Source organism: Robertmurraya kyonggiensis, assembly GCF_005116465.1.
GTDB lineage: Bacteria > Bacillota > Bacilli > Bacillales > Cytobacillaceae > Robertmurraya > Robertmurraya kyonggiensis.
Window position 1 is genome coordinate 112,550 of record NZ_SWBM01000003.1, and the last position, 15,926, is coordinate 128,475.

15 protein-coding genes are annotated in these 15,926 nt (G+C 38.6%); 5 read left to right on the plus strand and 10 right to left on the minus strand.

What is annotated here, in order from left to right; genetic code table 11:
- The first annotated feature begins 14 nt into the window (after positions 1-14).
- The 4 genes from FA727_RS14295 to nagB all read left to right on the plus strand — a co-directional run bounded on the left by FA727_RS14295 (position 15) and on the right by nagB (position 4,430).
- Positions 15-1,373, plus strand: coding sequence for a PTS transporter subunit EIIC (locus FA727_RS14295; RefSeq protein ID WP_136831959.1), 1,359 nt, complete (start codon positions 15-17; stop codon positions 1,371-1,373).
- Positions 1,370-2,377 carry a MupG family TIM beta-alpha barrel fold protein gene (locus FA727_RS14300; RefSeq protein ID WP_136831961.1) on the plus strand — a complete coding sequence of 336 codons (1,008 nt, stop codon included), beginning with the start codon at positions 1,370-1,372 and terminating at the stop codon, positions 2,375-2,377. The genes FA727_RS14295 and FA727_RS14300 overlap by 4 nt, the downstream gene beginning before the upstream one ends.
- 152 nt (positions 2,378-2,529) lie before the next feature.
- The gene (gene nagA, locus FA727_RS14305) at positions 2,530-3,693 is read left to right on the plus strand and encodes an N-acetylglucosamine-6-phosphate deacetylase (RefSeq protein ID WP_136831963.1); all 1,164 of its coding nucleotides are present in this window, start codon (positions 2,530-2,532) and stop codon (positions 3,691-3,693) included.
- A gap of 5 nt (positions 3,694-3,698) precedes the next feature.
- The gene (gene nagB / locus FA727_RS14310) at positions 3,699-4,430 is read left to right on the plus strand and encodes a glucosamine-6-phosphate deaminase (protein WP_136831965.1); all 732 of its coding nucleotides are present in this window, start codon (positions 3,699-3,701) and stop codon (positions 4,428-4,430) included.
- A 757-nt stretch (positions 4,431-5,187) separates the two neighbouring features.
- Here nagB and FA727_RS14315 read toward each other — a convergent pair.
- The 4 genes from FA727_RS14315 to FA727_RS14330 are packed head-to-tail and all read right to left on the minus strand — an operon-like array spanning position 5,188 to position 9,347.
- Entirely contained in the window at positions 5,188-5,958 is a 771-nt protein-coding gene (locus FA727_RS14315) for a PHP-associated domain-containing protein (RefSeq protein WP_136831967.1), read from the minus strand.
- A gap of 12 nt (positions 5,959-5,970) precedes the next feature.
- The gene (locus FA727_RS14320; RefSeq protein WP_136831970.1) at positions 5,971-6,789 is read right to left on the minus strand and encodes an energy-coupling factor transporter transmembrane component T family protein; all 819 of its coding nucleotides are present in this window, start codon (positions 6,787-6,789) and stop codon (positions 5,971-5,973) included.
- Positions 6,779-8,470: an ABC transporter ATP-binding protein gene (locus FA727_RS14325; RefSeq protein ID WP_246041893.1), complete on the minus strand. Its 1,692-nt coding sequence runs from the start codon at positions 8,468-8,470 to the stop codon at positions 6,779-6,781. Before FA727_RS14325 ends, FA727_RS14320 begins: the two co-directional genes overlap by 11 nt.
- Positions 8,471-8,474: 4 nt before the next feature.
- Positions 8,475-9,347: a DUF8171 family membrane protein gene (locus tag FA727_RS14330; protein WP_136831974.1), complete on the minus strand. Its 873-nt coding sequence runs from the start codon at positions 9,345-9,347 to the stop codon at positions 8,475-8,477.
- A gap of 163 nt (positions 9,348-9,510) precedes the next feature.
- On the opposite strand from FA727_RS14330, the gene FA727_RS14335 reads away from it, so the two are divergent.
- Positions 9,511-10,347, plus strand: a complete 837-nt coding sequence (locus FA727_RS14335; RefSeq protein WP_246041924.1) for a MurR/RpiR family transcriptional regulator — start codon at positions 9,511-9,513, stop codon at positions 10,345-10,347.
- Between the two features lie 259 nt (positions 10,348-10,606).
- Here FA727_RS14335 and FA727_RS14340 read toward each other — a convergent pair whose 3' ends face one another.
- The 6 genes from FA727_RS14340 to FA727_RS24075 all read right to left on the minus strand — a co-directional run bounded on the left by FA727_RS14340 (position 10,607) and on the right by FA727_RS24075 (position 15,801).
- Positions 10,607-12,067: a protein adenylyltransferase SelO gene (locus tag FA727_RS14340; protein ID WP_136831978.1), complete on the minus strand. Its 1,461-nt coding sequence runs from the start codon at positions 12,065-12,067 to the stop codon at positions 10,607-10,609.
- 84 nt (positions 12,068-12,151) lie between these two features.
- A complete protein-coding gene (locus tag FA727_RS14345; protein WP_136831980.1) occupies positions 12,152-12,712 on the minus strand; it encodes a hypothetical protein in 561 nt (186 codons plus the stop codon).
- Positions 12,709-13,344 carry an SCO family protein gene (locus tag FA727_RS14350; protein ID WP_136831982.1) on the minus strand — a complete coding sequence of 212 codons (636 nt, stop codon included), beginning with the start codon at positions 13,342-13,344 and terminating at the stop codon, positions 12,709-12,711. Before FA727_RS14350 ends, FA727_RS14345 begins: the two co-directional genes overlap by 4 nt.
- Before the next feature lie 126 nt (positions 13,345-13,470).
- Positions 13,471-15,168 carry a cbb3-type cytochrome c oxidase subunit I gene (locus FA727_RS14355; RefSeq protein ID WP_136831984.1) on the minus strand — a complete coding sequence of 566 codons (1,698 nt, stop codon included), beginning with the start codon at positions 15,166-15,168 and terminating at the stop codon, positions 13,471-13,473.
- Between the two features lie 14 nt (positions 15,169-15,182).
- The gene (locus tag FA727_RS14360) at positions 15,183-15,650 is read right to left on the minus strand and encodes a cytochrome c oxidase subunit II (protein WP_136831986.1); all 468 of its coding nucleotides are present in this window, start codon (positions 15,648-15,650) and stop codon (positions 15,183-15,185) included.
- Positions 15,651-15,657: 7 nt separating this feature from the next.
- Positions 15,658-15,801, minus strand: a complete 144-nt coding sequence (locus FA727_RS24075; protein WP_158318879.1) for a hypothetical protein — start codon at positions 15,799-15,801, stop codon at positions 15,658-15,660.
- Positions 15,802-15,926 lie beyond the last annotated feature (125 nt).

A 15,926-nucleotide genomic window follows, 5' to 3' on the forward strand; every position in this document is an offset into this window, starting at 1 on the left:
GATGGGGGGAGCCAATTATGGCGGAAAACAACAAAATTCTTGCTGAAAAAATATTAGAACAGCTTGGTGGATCTCAAAATGTCGCGTCTTACACACACTGTATGACAAGACTTCGTGTAACTCCAGTAGATGAATCACTTGTAAACAAAGATGCTATCAAGAAAATCGATGGCGTAATCGGGGTTGTTGAGGAAGATACATTACAAATCATCCTAGGACCTGGTAAGGTCAACAAAGTTACAGAAGAATTCGGGAAATTAGTTGGCGGCGAAATTAATTTAAAAGACCGCGCTGCAAGTGTAAAGTCTGATTTGAAGAAAAAGAACGCAACACCTTTCAAGCTATTCTTAAATAAAATTGCGAGTATCTTTATTCCATTAATTCCAGCGCTAGTTGCTTCTGGATTAATTACAGGGATCTCTAAAGCAGTTATTCAAGCTGGTTGGGTAGCAGCTGATTCACAGATTGCTATAATCTTAACGGTTATTGGTGGAGGATTATTCTCTTACCTTGGTATTTTAGTAGGTCTTAACGCATCAAAAGAATTCGGTGGCTCTCCTGCACTAGGTGCTTTAGCCGGGATCTTAATTCTTAACCCTGCTGCTGCAACAATTATTCTTTTTGGTAAAGAACTCGTCCCAGGACGTGGCGGACTTATTGGTGTTTTATTAGCAGCTATTTTCATTGCTATTGTCGAAAAACGTGTACGTAAATTTATTCCGCAGTCACTAGATATTATCTTAACTCCAACTATTTCTTTATTGATTACTGGTATTGTTACTTATGTTGTCTTTATGCCTGTTGGTGGATTTATCTCTGACGTTATTACAAAAGGTTTACTTGCTGTTCTAGATATGGGTGGAATTGTCGCTGGATTTGTTCTTGGTGCAACATTCCTACCATTAGTTGTAACTGGATTACATCAAGGTTTAACTCCTGTACATTTAGAGTTAATCAATACCATTGGGGATGACCCATTATTACCAATCCTGGCAATGGGTGGAGCTGGTCAAGTCGGTGCTGCTTTTGCAATCTATTTCAAAACGAAGAAACCTCGTTTAAAAAGAGCAATTGGTGGTGGACTTCCATCTGGTATCTTAGGAATTGGTGAACCACTTATCTTTGGTGTAACGCTTCCTCTTGGAAGACCGTTTATCACTGCTTGTCTAGGTGCAGGTATTGGTGGAGCGTTCCAAGCATACTTTAATGTCGCAACTATTGCAGTTGGTGTGTCTGGTTTACCACTAGCGTTCCTTGTAAACACTGGAGAAGTTCTGCTCTATTTATTAGGCGTTGTAATTGCTTACGCAGCTGGCTTCCTCTTTACTTACCTATTCGGATTTAAAGATGAAATGGCAGTTGAATACGATTGATCGGAATATCATTCTATTTAAATGACAAACTAGCAGAAGAAAGAATTGTTTTTGCAGGAAAAATGGGTGTGAAGCGAGCGTTTACCTCGCTTCACCTCCCTGAAGAACAAGGTGAATTAGCCGAACGAGCAAAAAATCTATTAAAGCTAGCCAGCCAAAATGGGATTGAAGTTTTTGCGGATGTATCCTATAAAACACCTTCTCATTTAGGGATTGATAGCTTTTTCGAGTTGAAGGATTTAGGTGTAACAGGACTTCGTTTGGATGATTTCTTTGACCATGGCTTGATTTGTGAATTAGCAAACGAATTTAAAATTGCAGTCAATGCCAGTATTTTATTTGCAAAAGATTTGGATGCTCTAATCTCGCAAGGATTAAAAACGGAGCATATCATTGGCTGGCATAATTTTTATCCACGTCGTGAGACTGGCTTAAGCAAAGAGTTCTTCCATCAACAAAATGAATTATATAAACGCTATGGCATTCCAATCAGTGCCTATGTTCCTGGTGACGGTGAAAAAAGAGGTCCCCTATTCGAAGGATTACCAACTCTTGAAGACCACCGTTCTGCGGATCCTTTCTTGTCTGCATTAGAGCTTTTTCAAGAAGGAGTAGAAGACGTTTATATCGGGGATCCTGAGCCTGGAGAAGAGCTGTTGAAAAGATTAGTACAATTTGATCATGAAAATGTGATTTCACTACGTACCGAAAATGGATTCGGGCATCAAGGAACGTATCAATTAAGACCTGATTTTTCTAGAGATGTTCTACGTTTTATGAACACAAGATCGATAGAACCAATCGCTCCTTCCAATAGTTACTCGCGTCCTGTTGGTACAATTACAATGGACAATCAACGATATGGTCGTTACCAAGGCGAGATTCAAATTGCCATACATGACTTACCTGCAGATGAACGAGTCAATGTAATTGGAAAGATTCATGAAGATGATGTACCATTATTGTTGAAGCTAAAGCCAGGAATGATGGTTGAACTTGTTTAATTAATTCGAGGCAAAATCTATACGAAAACAGCCTTAGCCGAAAAAAATCTAATCCGCCGAGACTGGATTGGATTTTTTTCATATGATATAGACAAACTTAAAAAATGAATCACCTTCCACTTTTTTCGTCTATAAAGAAAGGAAACTAGAAAATGAAGTCCATACTAATTAAGAATGTTAAAATTTTCACAGAAACAGAAGTAATCGAGCAAGGCTCCCTCTTGATCGAAAATGGGACAATCTCTCAGGTTACTTCTACACCTTTTGAAACAGAGCAACTTGAAAATAGAATCATAATTGATGGGACCAATTTAAATCTGATTCCAGGCTTTATTGATGGACATATCCATGGTGCGTACGGAGCAGACGTAATGGATGCAACAGAAGCCGCACTCGATACAATGGCCACAAACTTACCAAGTGAAGGCACAACAAGCTTCCTTCCCACAACAATTACTCAAGCTCCTGAAAATGTCGAAAAGGCATTAATTAATGTTAAAAATTATCCAAACAAAGAAGGCCAAGCTGAAGTCATTGGAATCCATTTAGAGGGTCCATTTGTGAATAAAAAACGTGCCGGTGCTCAGCCATTACAGCATATAGTAGAGCCTGATTTGGAATTATTTCAGAAATGGCAGGCATTATCAGGAAACCTGATTAAAACGATCACAATGGCACCTGAACATGATGTGGATGGCCATTTTATCGGTACACTTGATAAATCAGGCGTAAATGTATCTGCAGGACATACTGAAACTAATTTTTCAGGAATGAAAAAAGCAGTATCTGAAGGTATTCGTCAAGTCACTCATTTATGTAATGCGATGTCTGGAATTCACCATCGCGATATTGGTGTCGTTGGGGCCGCTTTTCAACTAAAAGAATTACGTGCAGAAGTGATCTGTGACGGCATTCATGTAGCTCCTGAAATGCTTCAACTAGCGTATAACAACATCGGAAGCGATCGCTTGATTATGATTACAGATTCTATGAGAGCGAAAGGATTAGAACCTGGCGATTATGAACTCGGTGGTCAACCAGTAAAAGTATCTACTGACCGTGCCGTATTAGAAGATGGAACCTTGGCAGGAAGTATTTTAAAAATGAATGAAGGGGCACAACAAATGCTCCAGCTTGACGGAGTTTCTATCGCCGAGATTATTCAGATGGCCTCCGTCAATCCAGCTAAACAGATCGGAATCTTTGACCGCAAAGGAAGCATCGCGATTGGAAAAGATGCGGACCTTTTACTTGTAGATGACAATATTAATATCCAATACACAATTTGCCGTGGCGCAATAGCATACAAAGGGTGAATATTATGAAACTAATAACTGTAAAAAATTATGATGAAATGAGCCAAAAAGCAAGTTCATTTATTTTAGACTTAATCCAAAGCAAAGAGAACCCTGTTCTAGGTTTAGCTACTGGTTCCACACCAGAAGGCTTATACCGTTACTTAATCGAAGCTTACAAAGAAGGAAAAGCCTCTTTTCAACATGTTACTACCTTTAACTTAGATGAATACGTGGGAATCGAAAGAGCTGATGCAAATAGCTACTATTCCTTTATGCAGGAAAATTTCTTTAAGCATGTTGATATTTCACCAAGTCAAACCTTCCTACCCAATGGAAAAGCTGCGGATTTACAGGCTGAATGTGAAGACTATGAGCAACTTATCTCAAACGCAAGTCAAATTGACATTCAAGTATTAGGTCTTGGTTTAAACGGACACATTGGCTTTAATGAACCAGGAACGCCTTTTTCGATTAGAACACATGTCGTTGATTTAGAAGAATCTACTCGTGAAGCTAACTCAAGATTTTTCGAAAGTATAGATGAAGTACCAACTCAAGCGATTACGATGGGAATTGGAACCATCATGGAAAGTAAAATGATTCTTCTCCTCGTTTCAGGTGAACAGAAAGCAGAAGCGCTTGTACGTTTATTTACGAATGAAGTATCTGAAGAGTTTCCAGCTTCCATCCTTCAAAACCACCCTAATGTGGTCATTATTGCAGATGAAGCTGCATCAAAACATCTTTCAAAATAATAATAAATGATGTCTATTAGAGAACTATTTTAATGGAACAGGCAAATAAAGTGCTTGTTCCCTTTCCATGAAGACATCTATTTTGATATTCTACTAAATCTTGTCCTTATGATTTTTTCATGAGGACATCTTTTTTGTTTATCTTCACAATCCTGTCTTCATGACTAGTTCACGTGGACACTATTGTTAGGTTTTTGATAATAGTTGTCTTCATGACTAGTTCATGTGGACACTGTTGATGAGATTTTGATAATAGTTGTCTTCATGACGAGTTCATGCAGACACTGTTGTTAGGTTTTTGATAATAGTTGTCTTCATGACGAGTTCATGTGGACACTATTGATGAGATTTTGATAATAGTTGTCTTCATGACGAGTTCATGCGGACACTGTTGATGAGGTTTTGATAATAGTTGTCTTCATGACAAGTTCATGTGGACACTGTTGATGAGATTTTGATAATAGTTGTCTTCATGACGGGTTCATGCGGACACTATTGTTAGGTTTTTGATAATAGTTGTCTTCATGACGGGTTCATGTGGACATTGTTGATGAGATTTTGATAATAGTTGTCTTCATGACGAATTCATGCGGACACTATCGTTAGTTTTTTGATTATAGTTGTCTTCATGACGAGTTCATGCGGACACTATTGTTAGGTTTTTGATAATAGTTGTCTTCTTGACCGCTTTTTCTACAAAACAAAAGCTGTCCAATTGGGCATCTAAACAACACACCATTTGTGACAGCTTCCTCATCTATTCAAGTACCATTTGATTTTCTTGTTTCTCTTTTTCAATTGCTTTTAGACGAGTTGCCTCAGACACACGGTAATGTAAATCTTCAGCCACTTCTACTGAAAAATGTCCTTCTAAAACAGCATTCTTTAACTCTTTTACATTCGCACAATCCTGTTCAAGAATCGTATAAACCGCTCCATACTGCATAAAATGATGGGTGTCACTTCCCCCAACAACAGGTTTATCAAGCTTTAACGCTAAAGAATGAACATCCCTCTTATTTTCCGCTACCCCACGTGTATGCAAATCTTTTCCGTTCAAATCAAAAGCATCTAACTGTTTTAATAAAGAGGGATCTAAATCCTTCAAAGGTGTACCTGGTCGATAAGGATGTGCCCCAATAACGAGCATGTCATAATTCGAACGTAGCTTCAGCAGGTCTGCAAAAGGAATGAAAGCTCCTTTTTCCGTGTAACTATTCAACTTCTCACGCATGTCACGTACATCTTGAAGGTCACCGATACACAAAATGTGTCCCACCTCAAAAATGTCCACTTCCATGCCTGGAAATACTTTTAGACCATGAATATCATAATAGCCATCCAGATAGGTAAAATATTCATCAAGTGTATCGTATACCTCGTGAAAGTTTTTCGTATTAAAATGCTCGGTTAAAGCAATGCCATCTAGACCAGCAAGCAAAGCACTTTTAGCCATCTCCTCGAAATATGGCAAAGAAAAATCAACTTTCTTCGATAATTTTGCATGGGTATGGAAATCAAATTTCATGATAACTCTCCTCTATAACACAAAATGCAATGCATGGACTATGATTAAATATAAAACAGAAATCATCATAAACGAGTAATCGATATACGTAAGCTTTAAATAGCCTGTTTTCAGCTTGATCATCTCTGAATCTTTAGCAGCATAACTGAAACCTTTAGTTTCAAGAGCTTCTACTGTTGTTCGCGAACGTTTAGCCGTGTTTAAAATAAGTGGATAAAAAGACCGGATAAAAACAATTAAATAGTATGCTAGCTTCCGCCAATAGAAAATACCATTTTTAGAAGGCGCTTGCCCTCTCAAACGATAAGACAAAATGATTTGTTGGAATTCTTCTAGTAAAGTTGGGAGAATGCGATAGCCATACGCGACGCTAAATGAAAAGGCTGAGGGAAATCCCATTCTTAACAAGGCGTCGCTAAATTTTTCCGGATTTAGGCTTGTAAAAACAGCTACACTTGCTAAAGAAATTCCTCCTAGTTTGATACTGAGCCAGAACATCGGCAGAACCGTTTCAAAATTCCCTCCAAAAAGAAGTGATATTAGAAAAATAATCCCCATCTCTGTGAGTAAACCGAGGCCAAGGACAACAAGAATGAGCGGGCTCACCTTTGCTTTGTATGTCAAAAAAATCATGAATAATAAATACCCAATTAATACAACATGGCTATGAATGAACCATGGGACAATAGCAAAGTAGCTGTACCAAATGAGCAGGACACGCGGATCAAGCTTTGTTAAGAGATTGACCTCCGTACTGTATGCCGTTCTCACCAATTCCCCTTTCACATATTCAAGGGAAAATTTCTCGTTTAACAATTTACTAGTTTCCAACTAACACACCTCGCTGCTCTACTTGCCTCCAGCAATCTAGAAATACCTCAATTGTGGCACAGTGTGGCAAATTCAACTCGTGGCATAACGTTACAATTTGTGGTGGAACAAGACCTGCACAGTTTAAGATTTCTTGTTGGTTAAAAATGACCTCGCTCGTATCATCCGCGATCAATTCTCCTTGATGCATCACGAGAATGCGATTGGCCCACTCAGCTACAAGCTGCATATCGTGGGTCGCCACAATAATGGTATCTACATGTTTTTTTAGCCGTTGCAACATCAGTACAACTTTATTTTTCGTTGCAATATCTAAATTAGCAGTCGGTTCATCAAGGATAACAACAGATGGCCTCATCGCTGCTCCTATTGCCAATGACACTCTACGCTGTTGTCCACCACTGAGGAGCCTAGCGTCTTGATGCTGAAGACTCGTTAAATCAAAGTCTTCTAGAATCTGGTCAACAAGGGCCGTTGCATTTTCTACTTTTCGTGCCTTTAAATAAAATTCAATTTCCTTTCTTACACTATCATCAATAAACATTTCCTCTGCATTTTGAAAGACAAAAGCTACATCATTTGACAGTATTTCAGGAGAAATTTTCTTTAATGTCTTTCCAAACAATTCAATCGAACCTTCGGTTGGCCTTACAATCCCAGTCAGAAGCTTTAATAATGAAGATTTGCCTGCCCCATTATTTCCAACGAGAGCAATTTGGTCTCCTTTGTGGAAAGTCGCTGAGACATTATTGAGCGCCTTTTTCATTTGTTTTTGCAACGTTTTATAGCTTACCGTAGCATTTTTAACAGCTAGCACCGCTGAATTCTCTGTTTTAACCGATTCTGGTAAAAATGTATGGGCTGGCAAATTCAACTGAAAGTATGCAACGGCTTCCTCTATCGTGATGGGATAGGCTGTATCCCGATTCAAATAATGTGCAGCCATTGTTACTTGAGGTGGAAAGATTTGTCGTGATATCAAATCCTCCACACTACAAAGCGCTTCTCGAACATCCTTCTTCCATAGCACCTTTCCCTGATCCATCAGGGCAACGCTCTTACAATATTCTGCAATAAACTCTGTATGATGCTCGATCACGATAATCGTCATACCGTACTCTTCATTTAATGTTCTTAAAACATCATATATACGCTTGGCATGCTGAGGGTCCAATTGAGCAACGGGCTCATCCACAATTAACACTTTCGGTCTCATCGCGATCGCTCCTGCTAAGGCAAGTAAATGCTTTTGACCTCCGCTTAATTGCCATACGAATTCGTTGGCTAGGTGAGTAAGACCCGTAACTTGTAATGCCCATTTGCCCCGTTCCTTAAAATCAGACAATCCATAATTCAAAGGAACAAATGAGGCATCGTCTAGTACAGTTGGGCGCAGTAATTGATTCTCAAAATCTTGATATACATAGCCAATTGATTTTGAAAGTGTGGCTACATCATGAGTTGTCGTAATGTGACCGTTTGAGATAACTTCTCCTTCAAATTCCCCAACATAGAAATGGGGGATGAGCCCATTCATCAATTTACAAATCGTTGATTTCCCTGAACCGTTTCCTCCAATAATAGCTAAGAACTCCCCTTCTTCAACTATCAAGTTCGCTCCATTTAGCACTCTTACATCACTGCCTGGATACTGAAACGTCACATTTTGAATTTCGATCAATGGCTTAGACAATATTACTCATATCCTCTTTTGATGAGTCTTTACCCTTTTTCAACAAATAAGCGATAATCGCAATGGAGCATAGTGCAGCAACACCAATCACAATCCAAATCACTTGTGTACCATAAGTATCAACAAATTCTGGCTCCCAGACACCGATCTCAATATCTAACTCTGCTAAAGTAGTTGCAAGGAATGCAATCACAGATAATACAAGACTCATAAGAACAAATTTTGGCGTAATGATTTCATTTATTTGATAGTTAGCTTTATTGCTACGAGGCTTCATTCCTAACAAAGGCTCAATTTTTCCATATAAACGAGGTACTAAATACAGTGTTGGTAGTAAGGCAAAAAGTGTCCCCGAGAAAATTAGGTCTGTTAAGAATTCAACGCCTTCTACCACATAAATACTCTCTGCTAAACCAGGTACTGCTTCAAAGTCCTCGACTCCAATAACGACTTTTACGATATCAACAATTGTACTTAAAACAAGGAATATACCATAACCAGCAATTGCCCCCATAGCAACCTGTGATCTGCTTTGAGCATTGCGGATAATCATACCTCCGATACACATTCCAAGGGAAAATAGAATAAACTTCTCAAGTTCGTCAATACCACCAAATTGCCCTAACATTAACTCTCCAAAAATCAATTCACCTGTTGAGGCACCAATGGCAGCATACAAAGGATGGAATAACATACATAGTGCTAACGGAATAAAGGCAAAACAATCGATTTGTAATTCAATTGGTCCAATATTTACAGATGGGACAAGTTCGGTAAACATGTTACTTAGTCCGTAAAGACACATAGACAAAATAAATACCATCATTTTTTGAGATTGAGTGAGTACATATCGTTCTTTTAACATTTCCTTTCCTCCTTAACTCTTATTACCACTTATTCTAGTTAGCAATTGTAAAGGAAATATTAAGAAATAGTTAGATAATTGTAAGATTTTTTTATTTTATATATTTATGAAAAATATTTTTCTTTTTGTGATAACATGGTTGCAGGAGGGATTTTTTGTGGATATGGAATGGGATGTAAAAAAGCTGACTGCCAATCAAAAACGGATTGCAGACTTCATCGAAAAAATGGGGAAACAAATATTATACTACTCTGAAACAGAATTAGCAGAGACGCTTGAAATAAGCAACGCTACTGTTTCTCGCTTTTGGAAGCAAATTGGCTACGACAACTTCAAATCGTTTAAAGCTGCACTAAAGGAAAAAGAACAGATATCACCTGATAACAAGCTGAAAAATTCCTTACTACAAATTCAGGATCAAGAACTACAGATCCACGAGCATTTGCTTTCCATAACGAAAAGTCAGCTCGTTAATACTTTACAAGAAATTGATTATGAAAAATTTAATAAAGCAATTAGATTAATGTCTATTTGCAGAAAAATATATATTCATGCTCCAAGCTCATCAGAAGGTCTTTCGATTTTAATGAAGCATCGACTCGCCCGCTTTGGTTTAGAGATCGAGCTTTTACCAAAAAGCGGACATGAATTATTCGAGTCGCTCATGCATATTCGCAAGGAAGATGTTGTGTTTATTTTTGGATTTGTGGCAATGAATCGCGAGGCAAGTGTTCTGCTCGATTACGCCAAAAGAGTAAACTATAAAACCATCATCCTGACAGATTTGCTAATTTCTGATTTTCAAGAGAATGGGGATTATATTTTCTATACAAATCGAGGAGAACTGTGGGAATTTCACTCGATGATTGCCCCAACTTTTTTAGTAGAGAACTTTATTCTGGGGATTGGACAGTACTTAGAAAAGCAATCACTAGAGAATTTAGAGAAATTAAGTGAATTACGAAAGCTTTATAAGGAACAATTGCCGAAGCTGAAATAAAATTGAGGAGCTAAAATTGGCTCCTCCATTTATTTATGTTCGCTGTTTTCTCTTTGATTGTTTATTTTCTGACGAAAAAAACTTGTTGTTTTTTTCGTAAATGTCCTAAAGCCGACATTTACACCTCTTACAAGGTTTAGTGCTACAAATTATTTTTGCTCGGCACTTTTCGCTGCCCTTTTCTGTTTTTAAAAGGAAATATTGCAATTCAATTAAATCAATTTTTATCTAAAAGCAACATTTTTTGCGAAAAGAGCCTTTATGTTCCGCAAAAGGTTTGATAAGGCTCGTCAGATGGACCTGGCAAAGTGCAATACTCTTCTTGTTCAGGAGTATAAGCAAATGGATTAGAAAGAACGGCTAGCAGTCGTTCCATTACTTCGTAATCACCTTTTTCAGCTGCTTCTAACGCTTCCTCCACTCGGTGGTTCCGTGGGATGACAGCTGGATTCGTTTTGCGCATTAATTCATGTGCAGCTTCTAAGGACTCTTCCTGTCGCCCTAGCCTTTGACGCCATCTCTCATACCAAATCGCAAATTCGCTTGAGCTAAATAAACTAGATTTCTGTGGGTCATTTAAAGTTAACGCTCTGAACGTATTTGTATAATCGGCTTTGTTCATTTGCATCATTCCGAGGAGATTATCGATCAAAATTTTATCCTCTTCCTCTTCGTTAAAGAGTCCTAACTTTGCTCTCATTCCTGCCTGCCAATGTAATTGATACAATTCATTGTAGTTCGTAATCTCAGCCTGAGCGATTTTAACTGCCTCTTCTTGATCTTCATGAAGAAGTGTTAAAAGACTTTCAGCAAACCGAGCGAGATTCCATCCTGCCATATATGGTTGATTAGCATAAGCATAGCGGCCTTGGACATCTATCGAACTAAACACCGTTTCAGGGTGATACGTATCCATAAAAGCACACGGTCCATAATCAATCGTTTCTCCACTAATTGTCATATTATCCGTATTCATGACACCGTGGATAAAACCTACTAGTTGCCACTGGGCAATGAGCTTTGCTTGACGTTTGACCACTTCTTGAAGAAGCTTCAGATATTTTTCTTTATGATCTTCAATATATGGATAATGTCTCTTGATTGTATAGTCCGAAAGCTCCTTCAGCTTCTCTCCTTGAAAGGCAGCAACATATTGAAAAGTGCCGACCCGAATATGACTTGCAGCCACTCGGGTTAAGATTGCCCCCTGGAGCTTATCTTCACGATAGATAGGGTCCCCAGTTGTGACCACAGCAAGACTTCGCGTTGTAGGAATCCCTAATGCATGCATCGCTTCACTAATAATGTATTCCCGTAACATCGGACCGAGTGCGGCACGTCCATCTCCACCACGTGAGTAAGGTGTTCGCCCTGAACCTTTAAGCTGGATATCCACTCTTTTGCCATTTGGTGTAATATGCTCCCCTATCAGAACTGCTCTTCCATCCCCTAACATATTAAAATGGCCAAATTGATGACCTGCGTAGGCTTGAGCTATAGGGAATGCTCCGTCAAAAATTTCGTTGCCAGCAAATACTTCTATGTTTTCATCAGACTTTAATGCCTGAATATCTAATCCAAGCTCTCCTGCCAACGACTCATTGAGCTTGATTAACTTAGGTGAACTGACTGGACTTGGGTTGACCTTACTATAAAATGATTTGGACAATTCCGCATAACTATTGTCAAAGTTCCAACTGACCTTATTTTCCTCCGTCATCGAAACCCTCCTTTTTAGAAAAGTAATCTACTTACTATTATAGATTACTTTTTCAACTTATATTAGGATTTCGATTCGCCAGACTTACTCATATTTTGTTGGATCAACCGTAAAGGCATAGACTAAATAGATGACAAGACAAATTGCTGTTGTAATGAATCCCCAGCCAAGCGTTAATTGATCAATGACTAAATAGTTGTTGCATAGCTGATCCTCTGACCAAATATATAGGGCCCCCATTCCAAAATATTTCACCGTAAAAATAATGATAATCAAATTTTTTCCTGCTTTCGTGAGCTTTTTCCAACTATCTCGTAAAGGAAATCCTGCTAAAAACGGCAAGCTGATAAACTTCCAAGCTTCGATCGCTTGAAGGGTTAATGCTTCATCCATCGTTCTTGGAATCGTCCAACAAATAATGACAATCATGAACAACGTAATACCTGGTATGCCGTTACTATTCCATTTTTCAAAAAAGCGAGGGAACCTTTTTAGAAAAATACCAGCCATTAAAAATCCAGAAATCACAAGCATCGGCATTTGCATATGCATATGGGTAATCATGATTGATTCTACTAAATTGGCAACAGGAGGCAGCATTAAGAAAATGTAGAATAGAAGTCCGTAGATGAATTGTGTCATCATTTCACACCCACTTCCTTTTCTAGAATGCTTGTCACTTTAACAGCAGCCGCTTCAATTTCTGTAAAATCCATCACATCAATTAGTCGCCTATTTTTATCAACAAGATAAAAAGCTGAGTTATGGGTAAAGTTCCCTCTTCCATCGGGAATGACAATCACACCGAATTTTTCAAGCAATGAATCGAGTTCATTTTGGTCCTTAATTCTTGCCATCCTCCAAGTTTCCCCATCACTTTTAAAAGCCTTACGATATCTTTCTAGTGTTGACGGATCATCTCTTTCTGGATCAAAGCTGATACTTAGAAATACGATATCTTCTCCGATATATTTCTGTGGTAGTAAATCGTACACTTGAGCCATGTTATATTCCAATTGGGGACAAACCGTGTTACATGAGGTATAAAGGAATGTGATAAAAAGATACTTATCCTCAAACTCAGAAAGCGAGTAGGTTCTTCCTTTACTGTCCTCTAAGGTGACATCCGGGAACTCTGGTTGTTCATCCACAAGCTTATTTACCCTTGCTGTTTCTTCGGTAAAAGCTTTAAACCCATCTGTCCCAATATAAAACAAAACACAGCCAAACAAGATGACAACAAGTAAGGATATATTCGTATGTCGATTTTTGAACATCGAAATCACTTCCCAAATCTTTATTGCAAGTTCTTAAAGTAGAAAGAGACAGCCCCACAAGTGGTTCTATCTCTTTTTTTGAAAAATTTAGCGGCTAGAAACGATAAGCCGCTTCCGCTTTTCGTTTTACCACGTCTTGAACGGTGGTGATCCTGGTGGTGCATTTACAATCATGTCTGTGAGTGGAAGTACATACGCCATCGCAATTACGATTAACATAACCACTACCCAAACTCCCCAACGCTCTGTCATATATGGAGTTTTTGCTTCATTTTCTTCCACTTCGGCAATTGGGAATTCAGTTGTACCTTTAGGAGCAAAGAACATCATGTTAAATACTGCGTACACTTGAATAATAACCGCAACAAGTAATAATGTCGCTCCTACACCGACTGCAGCCATATATGGATCCCAACCTAATGATGATGAGAAATCTCCATAGGTTGTATAAGAAGTTCTTCTTGGGGCTCCAAATAATCCTGCAGTATGCATGGAGAATGCCATGATAACCATACCAATAGTCCAAATAATTGTTTGAATGACGCCTAATTTGTTCATTTTTGGTGTTAAAACTCGATTTGAGATATATGGTACTAACCAGTAACTCACTCCGAAGAATGTCATGATAACTGACATACCAAGTGTTAAATGGAAGTGCCCTACGATCCACATTGTGTTGTGAACCACTTGGTCTAACTGGTTTGTGCTTTGTACGATACCACCTGCACCAGCTGGAGCAAAAGCTGCCATCGCGATAAATGGTGATAAGAAGCGAACATCGCCCCAAGGCAATTTCTTAATCCAACCAAGAGCACCTTTGGCGTCTTTTCTTCTTCCAGTACGTTCGAATACTCTAAACATCGCATACGCAGTCATTAATGACGGGAATCCGATTGCTAAACTCATGAATACGTGCATGAATTTAATTGGTAATGAAATACCTGGGTCAATAATTTGATGGTGAAATCCACCTGTAATATTCATAATAACTAATGCAATAACAACTACACGTGTTAAGTAGTCATTGAAGCGTGTTCCGCCAATTACTTTTGGAATCACGACATACCAAGCAGAAACAGCTGTTAAATACCAAATGTTAACCGCTGTATGGCCGAAAGCCCAGAACAATGTACGAGCAACCATAACGTTAATTGTATCTACCCATCCAAGTGACCATGGGATAATCATGAATAAAACTTCAACGGCAACAAATGCAGTTGCACCAACTAATAGAACAAATACACCCGTTGCAAAGAACGCTAAAATCGGAAGGTGCTCACCCTTATGATTCTTTCTCCAATGAGCGACATTGATAAATGCTCCAGCAGCAAGGAACCACACACCGACTACAATTAGCGCTAATCCGAAATAAAACATCGGGTGAGCTGCCATCGGTGGATAGAACGTATACATAACAGATGCTTCATTCATTAAAATTGGAATCACGACTAAAACGAAACCAACAATTTTTGTCCAGAAGCCAATCCATGCAATTTTTCGAACCTTAGGAAGCAGTCCCCCTAACGTATGGGAAAGTCCTGCATAAAAGTAACCAATTGTGAAAAATGCAGAAAGCACAACAACTAATAAAATTCCATGCGCCGTTAAGATTTGATAATAATTTAACCAAGCAGGTAGTTCGAGCAAGCCTGCACGGTTTAACCCTTGTAACAATCCAAGTAATCCACCTAGAAGCAATGCAATAAAAGCCACGGCTAAATAAGATTTCGAGATGAGTGCATCTTGTCTTGAAATACCAAGCGCTTTATTTGCTTTATCCTTAAAACCTGAAACTACCTTATTTTGCGATACACTTGTTTGCACGGTTCTTCCCTCCCTTATTTAACCGTAATTGTTGTACTCATGACTTGGTGACCTGCACCACAATATTCATTACATAACACCAAGTACTTACCTGGTTCATCAAATTTTTGTGTAATTTTTTGAATATGCCCTGGCATTACCATCGCATTTACATTTGTGCCAGCGATTTCAAATCCGTGTACAACGTCCTTTGATGTCAGTGTAAAATGAACTGTTGAACCTGCAGGTACCTCAATATCCATTGGGTTAAAGCTAAATACTTGGAGAGTCATGACGACTTCGTATTCATTTTCACCAATTTGTTTAATACCAGGCTCATTAAATGGTGCCGTTTCATCCACTTTTTGCGGATCAATAAGTTCATTATTACTTGGCGGTCCCATTTCTAAGGCAAATGTTTGATAGCCTGTGATAACCATGAATGCCATAATCATTCCGAAGCTCAGCGTGAGCCAGATTTTTTCATCAAGATGCATGTTCATTCCCCCCTTAAACTCTGTCCATGTATAGACCGAATAATGTAAAATAAGTAACTAAAATGACTAATGCAACCACTCCAACAGAAATCCATGTTCCAACCTTTGATGAAGCCTGACCATCCTTATTCTCATTTTGAGGATATGTGGTTTTCATTGAATTCCCCTCCTTAGCTTTCTCACATACAGCATAATTGCGAATGAGAATCAGTGTAGTGAGTAAGATCACTATGAGGAATAATTTGTTCGAGGAAATGTCAAGAGTTTGAATTTTACTGAAGT